Source organism: Sanyastnella coralliicola, from assembly GCF_030845195.1.
GTDB classification, from domain to species: domain Bacteria; phylum Bacteroidota; class Bacteroidia; order Flavobacteriales_D; family Sanyastnellaceae; genus Sanyastnella; species Sanyastnella coralliicola.
Genome location: NZ_CP132543.1, coordinates 105,409 through 119,641, shown reverse-complemented (window position 1 = coordinate 119,641; position 14,233 = coordinate 105,409). Strand labels below are relative to the sequence as shown.

Annotated in this window: 16 protein-coding genes; 14 read left to right on the top strand and 2 right to left on the bottom strand. The window is 47.0% G+C overall.

Annotated elements, in window-relative coordinates; all coding sequences use genetic code 11:
- Positions 1-3: 3 nt before the first annotated feature.
- The 12 genes from RA156_RS00510 to rpmH all read left to right on the top strand — a co-directional run bounded on the left by RA156_RS00510 (position 4) and on the right by rpmH (position 8,681).
- A complete protein-coding gene (locus tag RA156_RS00510; RefSeq protein WP_306641893.1) occupies positions 4-999 on the top strand; it encodes a cytochrome c oxidase subunit 3 in 996 nt (331 codons plus the stop codon).
- 18 nt (positions 1,000-1,017) lie between these two features.
- Complete coding sequence (locus RA156_RS00505) at positions 1,018-1,395, top strand: cytochrome C oxidase subunit IV family protein (RefSeq protein ID WP_306641891.1); 378 nt, start codon at positions 1,018-1,020, stop codon at positions 1,393-1,395.
- The gene (locus RA156_RS00500) at positions 1,396-2,085 is read left to right on the top strand and encodes an SCO family protein (protein WP_306641889.1); all 690 of its coding nucleotides are present in this window, start codon (positions 1,396-1,398) and stop codon (positions 2,083-2,085) included.
- A complete protein-coding gene (locus tag RA156_RS00495; protein ID WP_306641887.1) occupies positions 2,051-2,716 on the top strand; it encodes an SCO family protein in 666 nt (221 codons plus the stop codon). Before RA156_RS00500 ends, RA156_RS00495 begins: the two co-directional genes overlap by 35 nt.
- Positions 2,713-3,276 (top strand): DUF420 domain-containing protein, encoded by a 564-nt coding sequence (locus RA156_RS00490; RefSeq protein ID WP_306641885.1) that lies wholly within the window; start codon positions 2,713-2,715, stop codon positions 3,274-3,276. The genes RA156_RS00495 and RA156_RS00490 overlap by 4 nt, the downstream gene beginning before the upstream one ends.
- A gap of 14 nt (positions 3,277-3,290) precedes the next feature.
- Positions 3,291-3,518: a hypothetical protein gene (locus tag RA156_RS00485; RefSeq protein WP_306641883.1), complete on the top strand. Its 228-nt coding sequence runs from the start codon at positions 3,291-3,293 to the stop codon at positions 3,516-3,518.
- Between the two features lie 96 nt (positions 3,519-3,614).
- Entirely contained in the window at positions 3,615-4,340 is a 726-nt protein-coding gene (locus tag RA156_RS00480) for an OmpA family protein (RefSeq protein WP_306641881.1), read from the top strand.
- Positions 4,341-4,450: 110 nt separating this feature from the next.
- On the top strand, positions 4,451-5,884 hold the full coding sequence (locus RA156_RS00475; protein WP_306641879.1) for a TolC family protein: 1,434 nt from the start codon (positions 4,451-4,453) through the stop codon (positions 5,882-5,884).
- Positions 5,884-7,233 carry an efflux RND transporter periplasmic adaptor subunit gene (locus RA156_RS00470; protein ID WP_306641877.1) on the top strand — a complete coding sequence of 450 codons (1,350 nt, stop codon included), beginning with the start codon at positions 5,884-5,886 and terminating at the stop codon, positions 7,231-7,233. The genes RA156_RS00475 and RA156_RS00470 overlap by 1 nt, the downstream gene beginning before the upstream one ends.
- A complete protein-coding gene (tsaB, locus tag RA156_RS00465) occupies positions 7,230-7,901 on the top strand; it encodes a tRNA (adenosine(37)-N6)-threonylcarbamoyltransferase complex dimerization subunit type 1 TsaB (protein WP_306641875.1) in 672 nt (223 codons plus the stop codon). Before RA156_RS00470 ends, tsaB begins: the two co-directional genes overlap by 4 nt.
- A 15-nt stretch (positions 7,902-7,916) precedes the next feature.
- On the top strand, positions 7,917-8,333 hold the full coding sequence (locus tag RA156_RS00460; protein WP_306641873.1) for a Rieske (2Fe-2S) protein: 417 nt from the start codon (positions 7,917-7,919) through the stop codon (positions 8,331-8,333).
- A gap of 180 nt (positions 8,334-8,513) precedes the next feature.
- Positions 8,514-8,681 (top strand): 50S ribosomal protein L34, encoded by a 168-nt coding sequence (gene rpmH / locus RA156_RS00455; protein ID WP_306641871.1) that lies wholly within the window; start codon positions 8,514-8,516, stop codon positions 8,679-8,681.
- 257 nt (positions 8,682-8,938) lie between these two features.
- On the opposite strand, the gene RA156_RS00450 is transcribed toward rpmH, so the two are convergent.
- Positions 8,939-9,556: a 4'-phosphopantetheinyl transferase family protein gene (locus RA156_RS00450; RefSeq protein WP_306641869.1), complete on the bottom strand. Its 618-nt coding sequence runs from the start codon at positions 9,554-9,556 to the stop codon at positions 8,939-8,941.
- 152 nt (positions 9,557-9,708) lie between these two features.
- Between RA156_RS00450 and ahcY the strand changes: the two genes are divergently transcribed.
- Entirely contained in the window at positions 9,709-11,028 is a 1,320-nt protein-coding gene (gene ahcY / locus RA156_RS00445) for an adenosylhomocysteinase (protein ID WP_306641867.1), read from the top strand.
- Positions 11,029-11,174: 146 nt separating this feature from the next.
- Here ahcY and RA156_RS00440 read toward each other — a convergent pair whose 3' ends face one another.
- Positions 11,175-12,098: a DUF5996 family protein gene (locus tag RA156_RS00440; protein ID WP_306641865.1), complete on the bottom strand. Its 924-nt coding sequence runs from the start codon at positions 12,096-12,098 to the stop codon at positions 11,175-11,177.
- Positions 12,099-12,391: 293 nt separating this feature from the next.
- Here RA156_RS00440 and RA156_RS00435 point away from each other — a divergent pair, with 293 nt between their 5' ends.
- Positions 12,392-14,218 (top strand): ABC transporter ATP-binding protein, encoded by a 1,827-nt coding sequence (locus RA156_RS00435; protein WP_306641863.1) that lies wholly within the window; start codon positions 12,392-12,394, stop codon positions 14,216-14,218.
- The last annotated feature ends 15 nt before the right edge of the window (positions 14,219-14,233 follow it).

The following is a 14,233-nucleotide window of genomic DNA, read 5'->3' as shown; positions in this document are numbered from 1 at the left end:
GCTATGGCAGGCGAAGCGACAAAAGAAATTCCAAAAGAAGTACTGTGGGGTGGCGGACGTTCACCTTTCAGTGTAAGTTACGGTAAGATGATGATGTGGTACTTCCTAGTGTCAGATGCACTGACATTCGGAGGACTCCTCACTGCTTACGGTTTTATCCGTCACGGTTCTGAGAGCCCGTGGCCAATCGGTGAACAAGTGTTCGAAGCACTTCCTGGTCTTGAAGGACAGTATCCGTTGGCTTACGTGGCCTTGATGACCTTTATCCTCATTGTATCATCTGTAACGATGGTTCTCGGGGTAGAAGCTGGTCACCGTAACGACAAAAAAGGGGTTATCAAGTGGCTCGGCTGGACGATCGTTGGAGGATTCATCTTCCTAGGATCACAGGCTTGGGAGTGGTCACACTTCATTCATGGTTCAGGTGGAGCATTCCAGCTTTCTGAAAATGTTACCGTGACAGGTACATTGGCCAATGGAGAGACTATGCAATTTGACATGTTAGCTGGAGACCGTGTTTACATGGATCACCACTTCGGAAACATCATGGAAGAGTACGTTGAAGGCGCGCCAAACGTATCTGTTACCACGGCTGGTGGTTCAGTAACGGCTATGTCTCTTGGTGCTCACAGCCACGAAGCAACGCTAGAGTACTTGACAGTGAACAAGTACATTGAAAACAGAGCAACAGTAGAAGGCGCTGAAATGATGAAACTTTGGAACGCTCGTAGTTCCGATCAGTTCGTCTTCGGTGCGAATCTTTCAGAGAATGAGTACGGTGTGCAACAACAGTACAGCAACTTCTTCTTCTTCATTACTGGTTTCCACGGATTCCACGTATTCTCTGGTGTGGTGATTAACATCATCATCTGGCTTCTCGTAATCCAAGGCGTTTACGAAAAGCGTGGACACTACGAGATGGTTGAGAAGATTGGTCTTTACTGGCACTTCGTAGACCTTGTATGGGTATTCGTATTCACCTTCTTCTACCTTGTTTGATCCTAGAACCTACTTGTCATGGAAAGAGACGATCTAATTGTAAATGATTCTTACTCAATGCAGGCTCACCACAGTGAGGAAGCAGGTAAGAAGATCCGAAAGAATGTATGGAAGGTTACTGCTATCCTCACTGCAATTACTGTTGCAGAGGTAGCCATGGGTATCATCTTCAAGAGAAGCGAAACATTCACGTGGACGGCGATCAAGTGGTCATTCATCATCTTGACGCTATTCAAAGCTGGATACATCGTAATGTCATTCATGCACCTAGGCGATGAGCGTAAGAACCTTCGTCGTGTGATTCTAGTTCCGTATGTGATCTTTATCGCGTACTTGATCTTTATCGCACTCACCGAAGGAATCTCCCACTTTGACCTTTGGGACGTTTGGAAATAAATGGCACAGAAAAAAATTGATTGGAAAAAGTACATCTTACTCACAGGTGTACTTTTTTTGTTTCCCCTCGCATTGCTCCTTTTCTTTGGAAAGGCTGGCTCGCATCACTTCAACACATTACCATACTACGGTCCGAAGACTGTAGACACCACTGTTGTAGGCGACACAATATATCACCGACTCCCTGACTTCAGCCTGACGAATCAGGAAGGTGAAATTGTTACACTTGACTCTTTAAAAGGCAAGGTGTGGTTGGCTGCGTTCTATGGAACCAACTCCCCATACATCCGCAAAATCACGAGTCGTTTACTTTGGCCGAACTTCCGGTACCGTCATGAGTCTGATATCTACTTGGTTTGTTTTACGCTCGACGCGGAACACGACACACCAGAGGTATTAAAGGAGTACGTCGACCAGATGGAACAGTACAATGACTACGATGGTAAGTGGCAATTCCTGACCGGAGATCAAGAGGTGATTAATGAGATTGTTACAGATGGTTTTCTGATTCCCGACCCTACTCACACAGCTAAGTTCAAATTAGTCGATACCGAGGGACACATTCGAGGTGTATATGATGGTAACCTAGAAGAACAGATCAAGGATGCTATTGAAGACATCGCCCTTCTAAAGAAAGAGATAGATATCGAAGCGTATGAAGAAAGGAAGCGCGCTGATTCTGGGAATTAGTCTAGTCCTCGCTTCCTGCGAAGCAGACGTTCAAGACTCAGCAAAACAACAGCCCCTGCCCTACTTTGGGAATCACGACATCCAGCTCGTTAAGCAAGATGATGGTTCGATGTTAGCCGATACCGTTTACTTTGAGGTTCCTCCTTTTGCTTTCACAGATCAATCAGGAAAAGAAGTGTCTCACAAGAATTACGACGGCCACATATACGTAGCTGACTTCTTCTTCACGACCTGCCCGACCATCTGCCCAGTGATGTCCTCCCAGCTTTCACGTTTGCAAGACAAATTAAAAAACGAGGGGATGTGGGGTGAGATTCGCATTTTATCGCATAGCGTCAACCCTGAGTATGACTCACCAGAGATTCTAGATGCGTATGCTGCACGCATGGGTGCAGACACCACTTACTGGAAGTTTGCCACTGGAGATAAGAATGACATCTATGACCAAGCACGCTTCGGGTACTATCTCACTGCACTGGAATCAGATACCGCTGCTGGCGGATTCTTTCACTCAGACACTTTTGCTTTGATCGACGAGAATAAACACATCCGAGGATATTATGACGGAACGTCAACATCCGAGGTAGATCAACTGTTTATTGATATCAAGCGCTTATTACAAGAACCATGAACGCACCTGCATTCATTCAAAACGAGCGTACGGCTCGTAAGTTTGTCATCGCTATCAGCCTAGTCATCCCGATTGTAGTGACGGTGTTGCGTTACATCCCAACTCCTGAATTCGAAGAGGGAACGAAGTCTACCCTGTACTTCCTACCTATGTTGAACGCTCTATTGAATGGGAGTACCTTCCTTTTGTTGATCGCTGCCTTGGTCGCGATTAAGAACAAGAACGTGGAAGCTCACCGTAAACTAACCACGTTGGGCATGACTTTCTCGGCGCTCTTCCTGGTTTCTTATGTGATCTTTCACGCTACCACTAGCCATACACCATACGGTGGGGAAGGAACCGTGAAAACGATCTACTACTTCATCTTGTTCTCGCACATTGTGTTGTCTGCGGTGATCGTACCTCTTGTACTCTTCGCCTTCACTCATGCCTTGGCAGGAAGAATCGATAAGCACCGCAAAATTGTGAAGTACACTTTCCCTCTTTGGTTATACGTGACCTTGACCGGAGTGATCGTCTACTTTATGATTTCTCCCTTCTATCCATTCTCACCGTTCTAAGTTATCTTTGCTCTATGAAAAGATGGGTCATTCTTATCATCGTGATACTCTTTGTCTCAATTCCGGAATTTTCGGAAGCTCAGTGTGTTATGTGCAAAGCAGTGGCGGAAGATTCTGCAGATTCAGGAGGCATTGGTAAAGGACTAAACTCTGGAATCCTTTATCTGATGGGGATTCCATACCTTTTGATGGTGATTGGCTTTGTCGCTTTTTATCGAAAAAAACCTACCTTGAAAGCGTAAGCATCCTATTTGGGCAACATATTTGTAAGTACTGTCCTACAAATATTTCATTAAAACGCTAACCTTTAAGACGGGAAAGCAGTACAACGGTGTGTTATGAATAAGGTTATCCTCACTCTTACTTTGCTCATGGGAGCGTTAGCTCCAAGCTTACTTCATGCTCAATTTGTTCAAGAACGTAGTATCGAGAACAACGAGCGTTCTATCCAACAACAGCAAATGGAATTGACTGTTTTTGACGCGGATTCACGCGAATCAATGACAGCCGATGTCAATATATACGGACTCAACCCACGCAAAGGGGTCACAATGAAAGCAGTGGAAGACACCACTTTCGAAATCCGTAATTACCGACTCTACACTGTTTCATGTGTCAAGAAAGGATACATGTACTACTCAGAGAAGTTCTGGCCAGAAGAAGTAAAGATCCACAAGCAAGATGTTGCACTTCGTCCCTTGGCTGTTGGTCAAAAGACTGACGTGCGTGACATTACTTTCCTAGGTGATAAGACTGAAATCTACCACAAGAGCAAGCCTGCTCTTGAAGAATTGGTAGAATTCATGAAGATCAATCCAACGATTAAGATTGCTGTGATCGGACACGTTAATGGTCCTGACAACAAGAAAAGTCAGCGTTTCTATTTCAAGGCAAGTGAGTCTCGCGCTGCAGCCGTGCGCGATTACTTGATTAGTCGTGGTATCGAAGAATCTCGTATCACTACTAAGGGAGCTGGAAACACAGAAATGATCTACCCAGACCCAGTTACTGACTGGCAAAATGAGGCTAACCGCCGTATTGAGATCGAGCTCATCGCGATCTGATACGCTAAACGGCAGGCTCTTGCCGTTCGCCCCTGATTAACAATCGTTCATAATAATGCCCACATGCAGGGCATAGGATATGGCTATGTTTGTCATTGAACACAATTGCCATGTCCAAAATTCTAACTCTTTCTCTCGGCCTATTCCTCGCAGTCTCTTTGCAGGCGCAGGAACCGTGGTCTTTGAAGCGTTGTATTGATCACGCCTTCGCGAACAATATCTCAATCAAGCAAAGCGAACTACAGCTTGAACTGAATGCGGTCAACAAGCTTCAAAACTTCGGTACAATGCTACCGTCGTTGAACGCATCTGCGTCTCACGGATACAACTGGGGTCAAACCATTGACCCGTTCACCAACCAGTTCGCCTCTGAACGTATCCGAAGCAATAGCCTTGGATTGAGTACACGGCTCACTATTTTCAATGGTTTCCAGAACCTAAATCGCTACAAGCAAAGCACACAAGATTTTGAAGCGCAGAAACAGAATCTCTTGCGCATGCAGAACGACATCGCTTTGAATGTGGCGAATACCTACCTCAATGTGTTGTTCCAAGAGGAGTTCTTAAAGATTGCACAGAGCAACCTTCAGTCAACGGAACAACAACTTGATCGTATCCAGAAATTGGTTGAAGTAGGTGCCGCTCCTGAAGGCGATCTTCTCGATATCCAAGCGCAATATTCAAGTGATCAAGCAAGTGTCATTACTGCTGAGAATAACCGTAATCTCGCGTACCTCTCGCTGCGCCAGCTAATCTTGGTTCCAAGCGAAGAAGCCGGATCATTCAGCATTGTCGCGCCAGACTTAGGCGACCTTGGCACATTGACTCTCCCTGGATCGGCCGAAACTGCCACAAACATGGCTGTAAACAGTTTCCCTGAAATCAAGAGCGCAGAAGCGTCAGTGGCCAGCGCCCAAACAGGTGTTCAAATTGCCAAAGGTGGTATGTCTCCTAACTTATCAGCGAGCTACTCTTACGGTTCAGGTTACTCAGGAGCAACATCTGTTCCCCAAGGTGAATTGGTGCCTGCTGGAACCATTCCTATTGGATTTGTAGAAGGCAGCGGTGACCTCGTTGTCACTCAAGACTTCACTTACACTGATGGATTCGAAACAAAAGCATTCAATGATCAGATCAGAGACAACGTAAACTCTAGTCTCTTCTTCAGTCTGTCTATTCCAATTTTCAACGGCTTCTCAACGCACGGAAACATGCAACGTGCCCAGATCAACATGGAAACTGCTGAGCTCAACCTTGAGCAAGCAAAGTTGACCTTGACACAAAATGTAGAGTCGGCATATGCAGATGCACTCGCTGCCTTAAATAACTACCGAGCTGCTGAGCTCAGTGTGAGCGCTGCAGAAAAAGCGATGGAATATGCAACAGTTCGTTTCGAAGAAGGAGCTTCTACCATTGTGGAGTTCACTGCTTCTCGCGTGCGTCTAGACAATGCACGTGCAGACCTGATCCGTAACAAATACGACTACCTGTTTAGAGTCAAAGTGGTTGAATTCTACATGGGACAACCTATAACGCTACGCTAATGTCTAAAACAGTCAAAATCATTCTGATCTCTCTTGGGGTGATCATACTTATTGCTGTACTCGCTGCTGTTTTTGGTGGGAAACGCAAAGGAGTAGAAGTCTCAACAGATAACACATCGATTCGTACGATTACTGAAACCGTTTCTGCCAGCGGTAAGATCCAACCAGAAGTGGAGGTGATGATCTCTGCTGAAGTAAGCGGACTGATCCTTGACCTTCCAGTGAAAGAAGGTGATTTGGTTGGTCCTGGTGACCTTTTGGTCGGCATCAACCCTGACATTTACCAATCGGCTTTGGGCCGTGCGCAGGCGGCGGTGAATACCTCTCGCTCTACACTGGCGTCTTCGAAGGCACGCAAGCTTCAATCTGAGGCGCAGTTCCTTGCTGCTGAACGTTCTTTTGAGCGTAGCCAACAACTGTTCGAACAAGGGGCCATTTCTCAAGCAGACTACGACCAAGCACTTTCGAACTTTGAAGTGAGCAAGGCTGAAGTTGAAGCAGCTGAACAGAGTATTAAATCGGCTCAGTTTTCTATCGCTAGCGCGGAAGCGTCATACCGTGAAGCGGCGGATAACCTTAAACGAACAGAACTCAAAGCTCCAATGGGAGGAACAGTGACAGCGTTGACCAAGGAAGTAGGTGAAGCCGTTCTCGGAACCAGCATGATGCAAGGAGAGACGATCATGAAGGTATCTGACCTCAGCAGCATGGAAGTGAATGTAGAAGTCAACGAAAGCGACATTGTTCTCGTCTCTTTGGGTGATACAGCCATCGTTGAAGTTGATGCTTACATCGACGAAGAATTCAAAGGCGTGGTTACTGAGATCAGCAATACTGCATTGAATTCCTTGACTTCATCAGCGCTAAGCATGGATCAAGTAACCAACTTCTCTGTGAAGGTGCGTATTCTTCCATCGAGCTATAAACACTTGATGAAGGAAGGTGAAGAGCACCTCTCGCCTTTCCGTCCGGGCATGTCGGCAACGGTGGAAATCATGACCGATAAAGCAGAAGATGTTCTCGCGATTCCTATCAAAGCGGTGACTACCCGTTCAGATACAGCATCGAACGCGTACAGCCAATACATCAACGGTGGCAATGACGATTCTGACGATGACGAAGACAAGGAAGACCTTACTTGTGTGTTCGTTTTGGAGAACGGCCAATCCATGATTCGTGTGGTTGAGACCGGACTTCAAGACAGTAAGTACATCGAGATCATTAATGGATTAGAAGACGGCGATGTCGTCATCAGCGGACCGTATAAAGAGGTTTCTGAAAACCTTAAGAACGGAAAGCGCGTGAAGGTGAAAGACAGTGATGCAAAAGACGAAGAGTCTGAAGAATGAGTCTAATCCTCAGTATTGAAAGTGCCACCAAGAACTGCTCAGTTGCCCTTTCGGATGAAAGTGGTCTGATCAGCTTGAAAGAGGAACACAGCGAAAAGTACATCCACGCTGAGCGACTGCATGTATTAATCAAAGAGGTTATTGGTAATCGTTCCAAAGACCTTTCCGCGATAGCAATCAGTAAAGGACCAGGATCATATACTGGTTTGCGCATTGGAACCGCTGCCGCCAAAGGATTGTGTTTCGCATTAGATCTACCGTTGATTGCACTTTCAACATTGGAGCATATGGCGGCCCAAGCTCGGGAAGAACATCCGGGGTTTGATCATTACCTCCCTATGATAGACGCACGTCGCATGGAGGTCTACACCGCTACTATTGATTCTGCTGGCAACACGCTACAAGAAGTACAAGCTTTGGAACTTGCAAAAGAGAGTTTCAATCATCTTTCGGGTACGGTGCTGACATTTGGAGATGGAGCAGGCAAATGCGAGGGATTCCTTCAGCACCCGTCTATGGAATTCAATTCTTCATTCCTCCCTTCCGCAAAGGGGATGTCGCTACTAGCCCATTCCGCGCTAGCGAATAAAGAAACTGTAGACCCAGCATACTTTGAACCTTACTATTTGAAAGAATTCGTCGCAGGGAAACCAAAATCGCTGCTTTGATCGTTACTTTGTAGTATGCTTAAGCGATTGTCAATACTCTTTCTTATCGTGCTCGCCCTCAGTGGATCAAGATGCAATGAAGAAAACCAGATCCCGTTCGTTCAGGTAAATTTCCAGATCGACACCAATCTACCTGCCTACATTGACATTACCGCACCCTCAGGATGGGTGTACACTTCAGGCGGGTCGCGCGGCCTCATCATTTATCGCAAAAACCAAGACGAGTTCTTGGTCTTTGATCGCCACAGCACCTACAACATAGACGACGGCTGCCAAGTCACCGTAGACGACGATAACACCCTCATCTCAGATCCTTGCTCCGAATCCCAATGGGTCATCATCGACGGCTCCGTAGCCAATGGCCCTGCAGGAAGAGGACTTCATCAATACAATACGATTTGGTCACCGCCGGTGTTGACTGTTACTAATTAGCCTTTGGCTAATAGGCTTTAGGCTTTAGGCGTTAGTATGGTATGCCGTCTACCGTCCACGGTCCACAGTCTACTAATCCCTATCTTCGTACTTGAAAAAAAGTGCTTTCCACTTTTGTACCATTGAATGAATGTACTATCTTTGCACTCCCTTTGAGAAAAGGCGGTAAAAGAAGAAACGATGAAAAGAACATTCCAACCATCAAAGCGCAAGCGTCGTAACAAGCACGGATTCCGTAGTCGTATGGCTACAGCTAACGGTCGTCGCGTACTTTCTTCACGTCGTAAGAAAGGACGTAAGCGTCTTTCAGTTTCTGATGAGCGCCGTCACAAAGGAATCGAACGTTAATAACGATCCTACGATATTGGAAGCCTCGCATTTGCGGGGCTTTTTTTTTGCTCGGAACGCGGGTTGCGGATTGCGGAACACGGTTCTGGGAGGCGTTAGGCTATAGGCTTTAGGCGTTAGTAGATTCCTCGTCAACCATCAACACTCAACCGTCTACCGTCCACCGTCTACCGTCCACCGTCTACCGTCCACCGAAAACGGTATACTCAGATTAACCAGTACGTTTCCACGAACCACGAACCACGAACCACCATCTCCTAGATAACGTACACCACCCAATGTCCCATCAGCTGAAAACAGCTGAGTTTGTGTTGGATGGATTCTCCTTCTCTATGTACAGTGGCGGTGAGTTCTCGTTGGCCTACCTTGAATGGATCGATACGTAATTGCTCTGCGAAATGGAGACCTTGCCCGTATACCTTGAAGAGGGCTTCTTTGGCAGACCAGAGAATGGTGAGGTAGTCTAGCTCACGATCGCTTCGTTCTGCGGCTTCGAGTTCTTCGGGGTGAGCGAATTTGGTTCGAATGCGGCCGATTTTTTCATCGGGAATCTGAATATCCATACCCGCATGAGTGGGATGAATGAGGGCTCCGGCGATAGGGAGACAGTGGGAGAGGCTCATTTCAGAGCTTTCCAATTTCGGTTTGCCGGTGGGTGCATACTGCACCGATTCCGCGCTAGCGAGACCAATACGCAAAGCCGCACGAGAAGCCAACCACTCTCGTTTCCGCTTTTCATGGTTGAGTTTGACGAATTCAGCCTCGTCAGCGGGAGTGAGTGTACAAGTTCTTTGAAGCTCTTCCAGGGTCTCTTCGAGGTGCCAAAAGGCAATCTGAAAGTCATCACTATGTCTCAAATGGAGCATTAACGGCATAAGCGCAAAGGTAAACTTCAAGTGAACAAAGTACCTAGTTGCTTGTCATGCAGTTGACAACTGATCAGATATTGACCATTTCGTGAGGAACGCTCTCCTTAGAAAATCGTATCTTTGCAGTCAGAATTACAACGTAAATACAAGGTAATCAAATGAGTGTACCCACACAGAATGAAGTCCTTCCATACAAGGTAAAAGATATTACTCTTGCCGATTGGGGACGTAAAGAGATCAAATTAGCAGAGGCAGAGATGCCAGGTTTGATGTCACTTCGTGAAGAATTCGGAGCGTCGAAGCCTCTTGCAGGTTCACGTATTTCCGGGTGTCTTCACATGACGATCCAGACAGCAGTACTTATTGAGACATTGATTGAGCTTGGTGCTGATGTACAGTGGTCTTCTTGTAACATCTTCTCAACTCAAGATCACGCTGCGGCGGCGATCGCTGCTGCTGGTATCCCTGTTTACGCATGGAAAGGCATGACAGAAGAGGAGTACGAGTGGTGTATCGAGCAGACGCTTCATTTTGGAGCTGACCGCAAGCCATTGAACATGATCCTTGATGACGGAGGTGACCTAACAAACGTAGTACTTGATAAGTACCCTGAGTTGGCATCTGACATCAAAGGAATCTCGGAAGAGACGACTACTGGTGTACTTCGTCTGTACGATCGTGTGAAGGCTGGAACATTGCCAATGCCTGCGATTAACGTTAATGACTCAGTAACAAAGTCGAAATTCGATAACAAGTACGGATGTCGAGAATCTTGTGTAGATGCAATCCGTCGTGCGACTGACATCATGATGGCTGGTAAAGTAGCTGTTGTGGCTGGATACGGTGACGTAGGTAAAGGTTCTGCTGAATCTCTACGTAACGCTGGATGTCGTGTGATTGTAACGGAAATCGATCCAATCTGTGCGCTTCAAGCCGCTATGGACGGGTACGAAGTGAAGAAGATGGATGACGCTGTTACAGAAGGTGATATTGTTGTAACTGCAACAGGTAACAAGGACATCCTTGTTGGTCGTCACTTCGAAAACATGAAAGACAAAGCGATCGTTTGTAATATCGGTCACTTCGATAACGAGATCGACGTAGCATGGTTGAACAACAACCACGGTGCTTCTAAAGACACGATCAAGCCACAGGTAGACAAGTACACAATCAACGGGAAGGATTTGATCCTACTTGCTGAAGGACGTCTTGTAAACCTTGGATGTGCAACAGGTCACCCATCATTTGTGATGTCTAACAGCTTCACAAACCAGACCCTGGCACAGATCGAGCTATGGCAGAACCACTCGAACTACGAAAACGATGTATACATTCTTCCGAAGCACCTTGATGAAAAGGTAGCTCGTCTGCACCTTGGTAAAATTGGTGTAGAGCTTGAAACGCTTACAAATGAGCAAGCGAAGTACATCGGAGTAGAAGTAGAAGGGCCATACAAGCCAGAGCACTACCGATACTAAGAAGCCTTTTATAAAGTTGAAAAGCCCTGCGTTAGCGGGGCTTTTTTTTGCATAGGATCGCGGGTTGCGGAACGCGGTTTTCGGGAGGCTTTAGGCGTTAGGCGTTAGTAAGCCCTGTCTACCGTCCACCGTCCACCGTCTACCGTCTACCTTTCAAGGAGGGTGCGATTCCAGCCCGATGTGTTGGCTGCTGCTTCGTACGTAGTCTGTAGGAACTTGTAGAGCATTTCTTCTGGGTTGTTGGAGCGTTGGACGTCTTCGTATTTGAGGAAGAACTCGCCCATATCTTGGCTCCAAAAGGCTTCTTTGGGTTCTACTGGCTGTTCGCCGAAAGACGCATCACTTGGGTAAGCGTAAGCATAGAAAGCCGGCATTGGAGCATCTTTAGAGCCTGGCCAGAAACCTGCGCTGCTGACTTCTTTGGAGTAGGCCTCCTGCATGACCTCAAGTGGCATGTTGGGCATTCCACCTTGATGAAGTGGAGCGTCTGCGCCAGAGAAGCGGGTGACAGCGAGGTCAAATGCTCCCCAGAACAAATGCACAGGGCTGCACTTCCCAATGAACTCACTACGGAAACGATGGAAAACTACGTTGGCCTTGAGCATGGCTTTCCATAGGTTGTTCGCCTGTGCTGGGTCGTAGGTCTTATTGATGGTATTCTCTCTAAACGGAATCGCTGGTTCCATTTCATTCGGCGCACCGTGAATCTCTACCTTAATTCCTGCATTCGCGAGCATCTCGAACACCTTATCATGAAATTCAGCGACTGTCATGGATGTCAACGGCAAGACTTGCGCCTGCTCTCCCGTGCATTCCAAGGATAGCTCGTGCTTCACGAAGTCGAACTCAATTTCAAAGATCTTATCGCCATAAGGGATGCTCTGCGTGGTATAGCCATGTGGAGAAACATACAAGGCTGTGTGCCAAGAGTGGTTCTGCCAAGGCATGGTTCTCAAACGAATCTTCCCCACAATTTGCAGCCATTGGTGCAGCGTTTCGAGGGTATCTTGAAGCTTATCAAATTCGAGAACAGGCCAGTCGTGACCTACGGTAGTAGAAGGAATATCCATGGGTTAATGCCGTTTGTTTCAAGCCAAGTTCGGGCATTTTTCATGGAAAATCTAAAGATACAGGTGTAGGGGTTTTTCGGTGGACGGTGGACGGTGGACGGTGGACGGTGGACGGTGGACGGTGGACGGTGGACGGAAACAACACAAATTGTTAGGGGCACGCATGCGTGCCCCTATCTTAAGCCATACGCCTTAAGCCCTATGCCCAGAGAAAGAAATGACACTGCCATGACACCCCCCGTTAGGTTATCCATGATCTATCTCCGACCTTTGCGTTCTGCAATTGAATTCCCTTGAGCGAGAAGAAAGAAGAAAAGAAAAAGCGTTTGTCGAAAGCGAGCTTGAAGCAGGCGATGCGCATCTTTAAATATGTCAAGCCGTACCGTTGGCAGTTTGCCTTTGGTATTGTCTTGATTTCCTTGTCTGGGGTGTTTACGCTGTTGGTGACTCGCCTTTGGGGACAGCTCGGAGGTGTTGGAGTTCAACAGCCTGAACAAGACGATATCCGCTCTTACTTTGATTTTGAGTTTAACTTCTCTGATCTCGGAAGTTTGGCAGTGATCATCTTTGCGGTTTTGGTGATTCAAGCCATCATGAGTTTTACGCGTGTGATTCTCTTTGCGCGGATTACAGAGAACATGATGTTGGCCTTGCGAAAAGATACCTACCAGAAGATCATTCGCATGCCGATGCAGTACTTTAACGAGCAGAGAGTGGGTGATCTGAACTCACGTATTTCAGCAGATATCACTTCGATTCAAGATGTCTTTACGACTACCCTCGCGGAGTTACTCCGACAGCTCATCGTTATTGTTGGAGGTATTGCTGCGTTGCTCTTCTTCTCTCCTACCCTCACCTTTATCATGTTGAGCACCCTTCCTGTGGTGATCATCATTGCGGTGATTTTCGGACGATTCATTCGTAAGCTGAGCAAGAAGACGCAAGACCAAGTGGCAGAGTCGAATGTGGTGGTGCAAGAAACACTGACGGGTATTGTCAATGTGAAAAGCTTCGCCAATGAGTTATTAGAGGTAACTCGTTACATGGGGAATATCACTGAAATCAAGAAATTCGCCCTGAAAGGGGCATGGTGGAGAGCATCGTTTAGCTCATTCATCATTCTCTTCATCTTCGGAGCCATCTCTTTGGTGATTTTCAAGGGAGCCGACCTGATGGCCACGGGAGAATTGGATAGCGAATACTTCTTCTCCTTCCTACTTATGACCGGACTCGTCGCAGGATCTATCGGTGGTATTGCTGCACAATTCGCTCAACTACAGCGTGGAATTGGAGCCATTGAAAACGTGATGGACATCCTTGAGTTGGATCCTGAGCCAGTCGTAATTGAATCGCCAAACTTCAAGCAGCAGCCGTTGAAAGGAGAAATCGAATTCCAAGGACTGCAGTTCCACTACGACTCGCGCAAAGAGATTCAAGTGATCAATAACTTGAGTTTCCGCGCTAGCGCTGGAGACCATGTGGCAATTGTTGGTCCGTCAGGAGCTGGTAAGTCTACGATTGCTTCGTTGATCTTGCAGTTCTATCTGCCTAAGGCAGGAAAGGTGCAATTCGATGGGATAGACGCCAGTGAATATGACCTGACCGAGCTACGCTCTCAGATGGCCTTTGTACCACAAGAGGTGATCCTATTCGGCGGTAGCATTAAGGAAAACATTGCCTACGGCAACCCAGAAGCAAGCGATGAAGAGATTCACCAAGCAGCAGCCCAGGCGAATGCACTCCAGTTCATTGACCAATTCCCTGACGGTATGGACACCATCGTTGGAGAACGAGGTATTCAACTCTCGGGTGGACAACGTCAACGCATCGCCATTGCCCGTGCCGTGTTGAAGAATCCGACCATCTTGATTCTCGATGAGGCGACAAGTTCGCTTGATAGTGAGTCAGAACGTTTGGTACAAGATGCCCTCGATAAATTGATGAAGGGAAGAACCTCTGTGGTGATCGCTCACCGCCTTTCTACCATCCGCAGTGCTGATAAAATCATTGTCTTGGATGGCGGTAAGAAAGTAGAGGAAGGAAAACACGAAGAACTCATCACCATCGAGAAGGGGGTTTACCGCGGATTGGTTGAACTTCAGAGTCAGCTCGTTTCTTAAGCTATACAGTGTTCA

What these genes read in the sequence shown, in the direction of transcription:
- RA156_RS00440 (WP_306641865.1), bottom strand. Translation starts at nt 12,098, where the DNA reads ATGGATATTCCTTCTACTACCGTAGGTCACGACTGGCCTGTTCTCGAA.
- RA156_RS00490 (WP_306641885.1), top strand. Translation starts at nt 2,713, where the DNA reads ATGAACGCACCTGCATTCATTCAAAACGAGCGTACGGCTCGTAAGTTT.
- RA156_RS00475 (WP_306641879.1), top strand. Translation starts at nt 4,451, where the DNA reads ATGTCCAAAATTCTAACTCTTTCTCTCGGCCTATTCCTCGCAGTCTCT.
- RA156_RS00510 (WP_306641893.1), top strand. Translation starts at nt 4, where the DNA reads ATGGCAGGCGAAGCGACAAAAGAAATTCCAAAAGAAGTACTGTGGGGT.
- RA156_RS00470 (WP_306641877.1), top strand. Translation starts at nt 5,884, where the DNA reads ATGTCTAAAACAGTCAAAATCATTCTGATCTCTCTTGGGGTGATCATA.
- RA156_RS00450 (WP_306641869.1), bottom strand. Translation starts at nt 9,556, where the DNA reads ATGCCGTTAATGCTCCATTTGAGACATAGTGATGACTTTCAGATTGCC.
- RA156_RS00460 (WP_306641873.1), top strand. Translation starts at nt 7,917, where the DNA reads ATGCTTAAGCGATTGTCAATACTCTTTCTTATCGTGCTCGCCCTCAGT.
- RA156_RS00495 (WP_306641887.1), top strand. Translation starts at nt 2,051, where the DNA reads ATGAAGAAAGGAAGCGCGCTGATTCTGGGAATTAGTCTAGTCCTCGCT.
- RA156_RS00480 (WP_306641881.1), top strand. Translation starts at nt 3,615, where the DNA reads ATGAATAAGGTTATCCTCACTCTTACTTTGCTCATGGGAGCGTTAGCT.
- tsaB (WP_306641875.1), top strand. Translation starts at nt 7,230, where the DNA reads ATGAGTCTAATCCTCAGTATTGAAAGTGCCACCAAGAACTGCTCAGTT.
- RA156_RS00500 (WP_306641889.1), top strand. Translation starts at nt 1,396, where the DNA reads ATGGCACAGAAAAAAATTGATTGGAAAAAGTACATCTTACTCACAGGT.
- ahcY (WP_306641867.1), top strand. Translation starts at nt 9,709, where the DNA reads ATGAGTGTACCCACACAGAATGAAGTCCTTCCATACAAGGTAAAAGAT.
- rpmH (WP_306641871.1), top strand. Translation starts at nt 8,514, where the DNA reads ATGAAAAGAACATTCCAACCATCAAAGCGCAAGCGTCGTAACAAGCAC.
- RA156_RS00505 (WP_306641891.1), top strand. Translation starts at nt 1,018, where the DNA reads ATGGAAAGAGACGATCTAATTGTAAATGATTCTTACTCAATGCAGGCT.
- RA156_RS00485 (WP_306641883.1), top strand. Translation starts at nt 3,291, where the DNA reads ATGAAAAGATGGGTCATTCTTATCATCGTGATACTCTTTGTCTCAATT.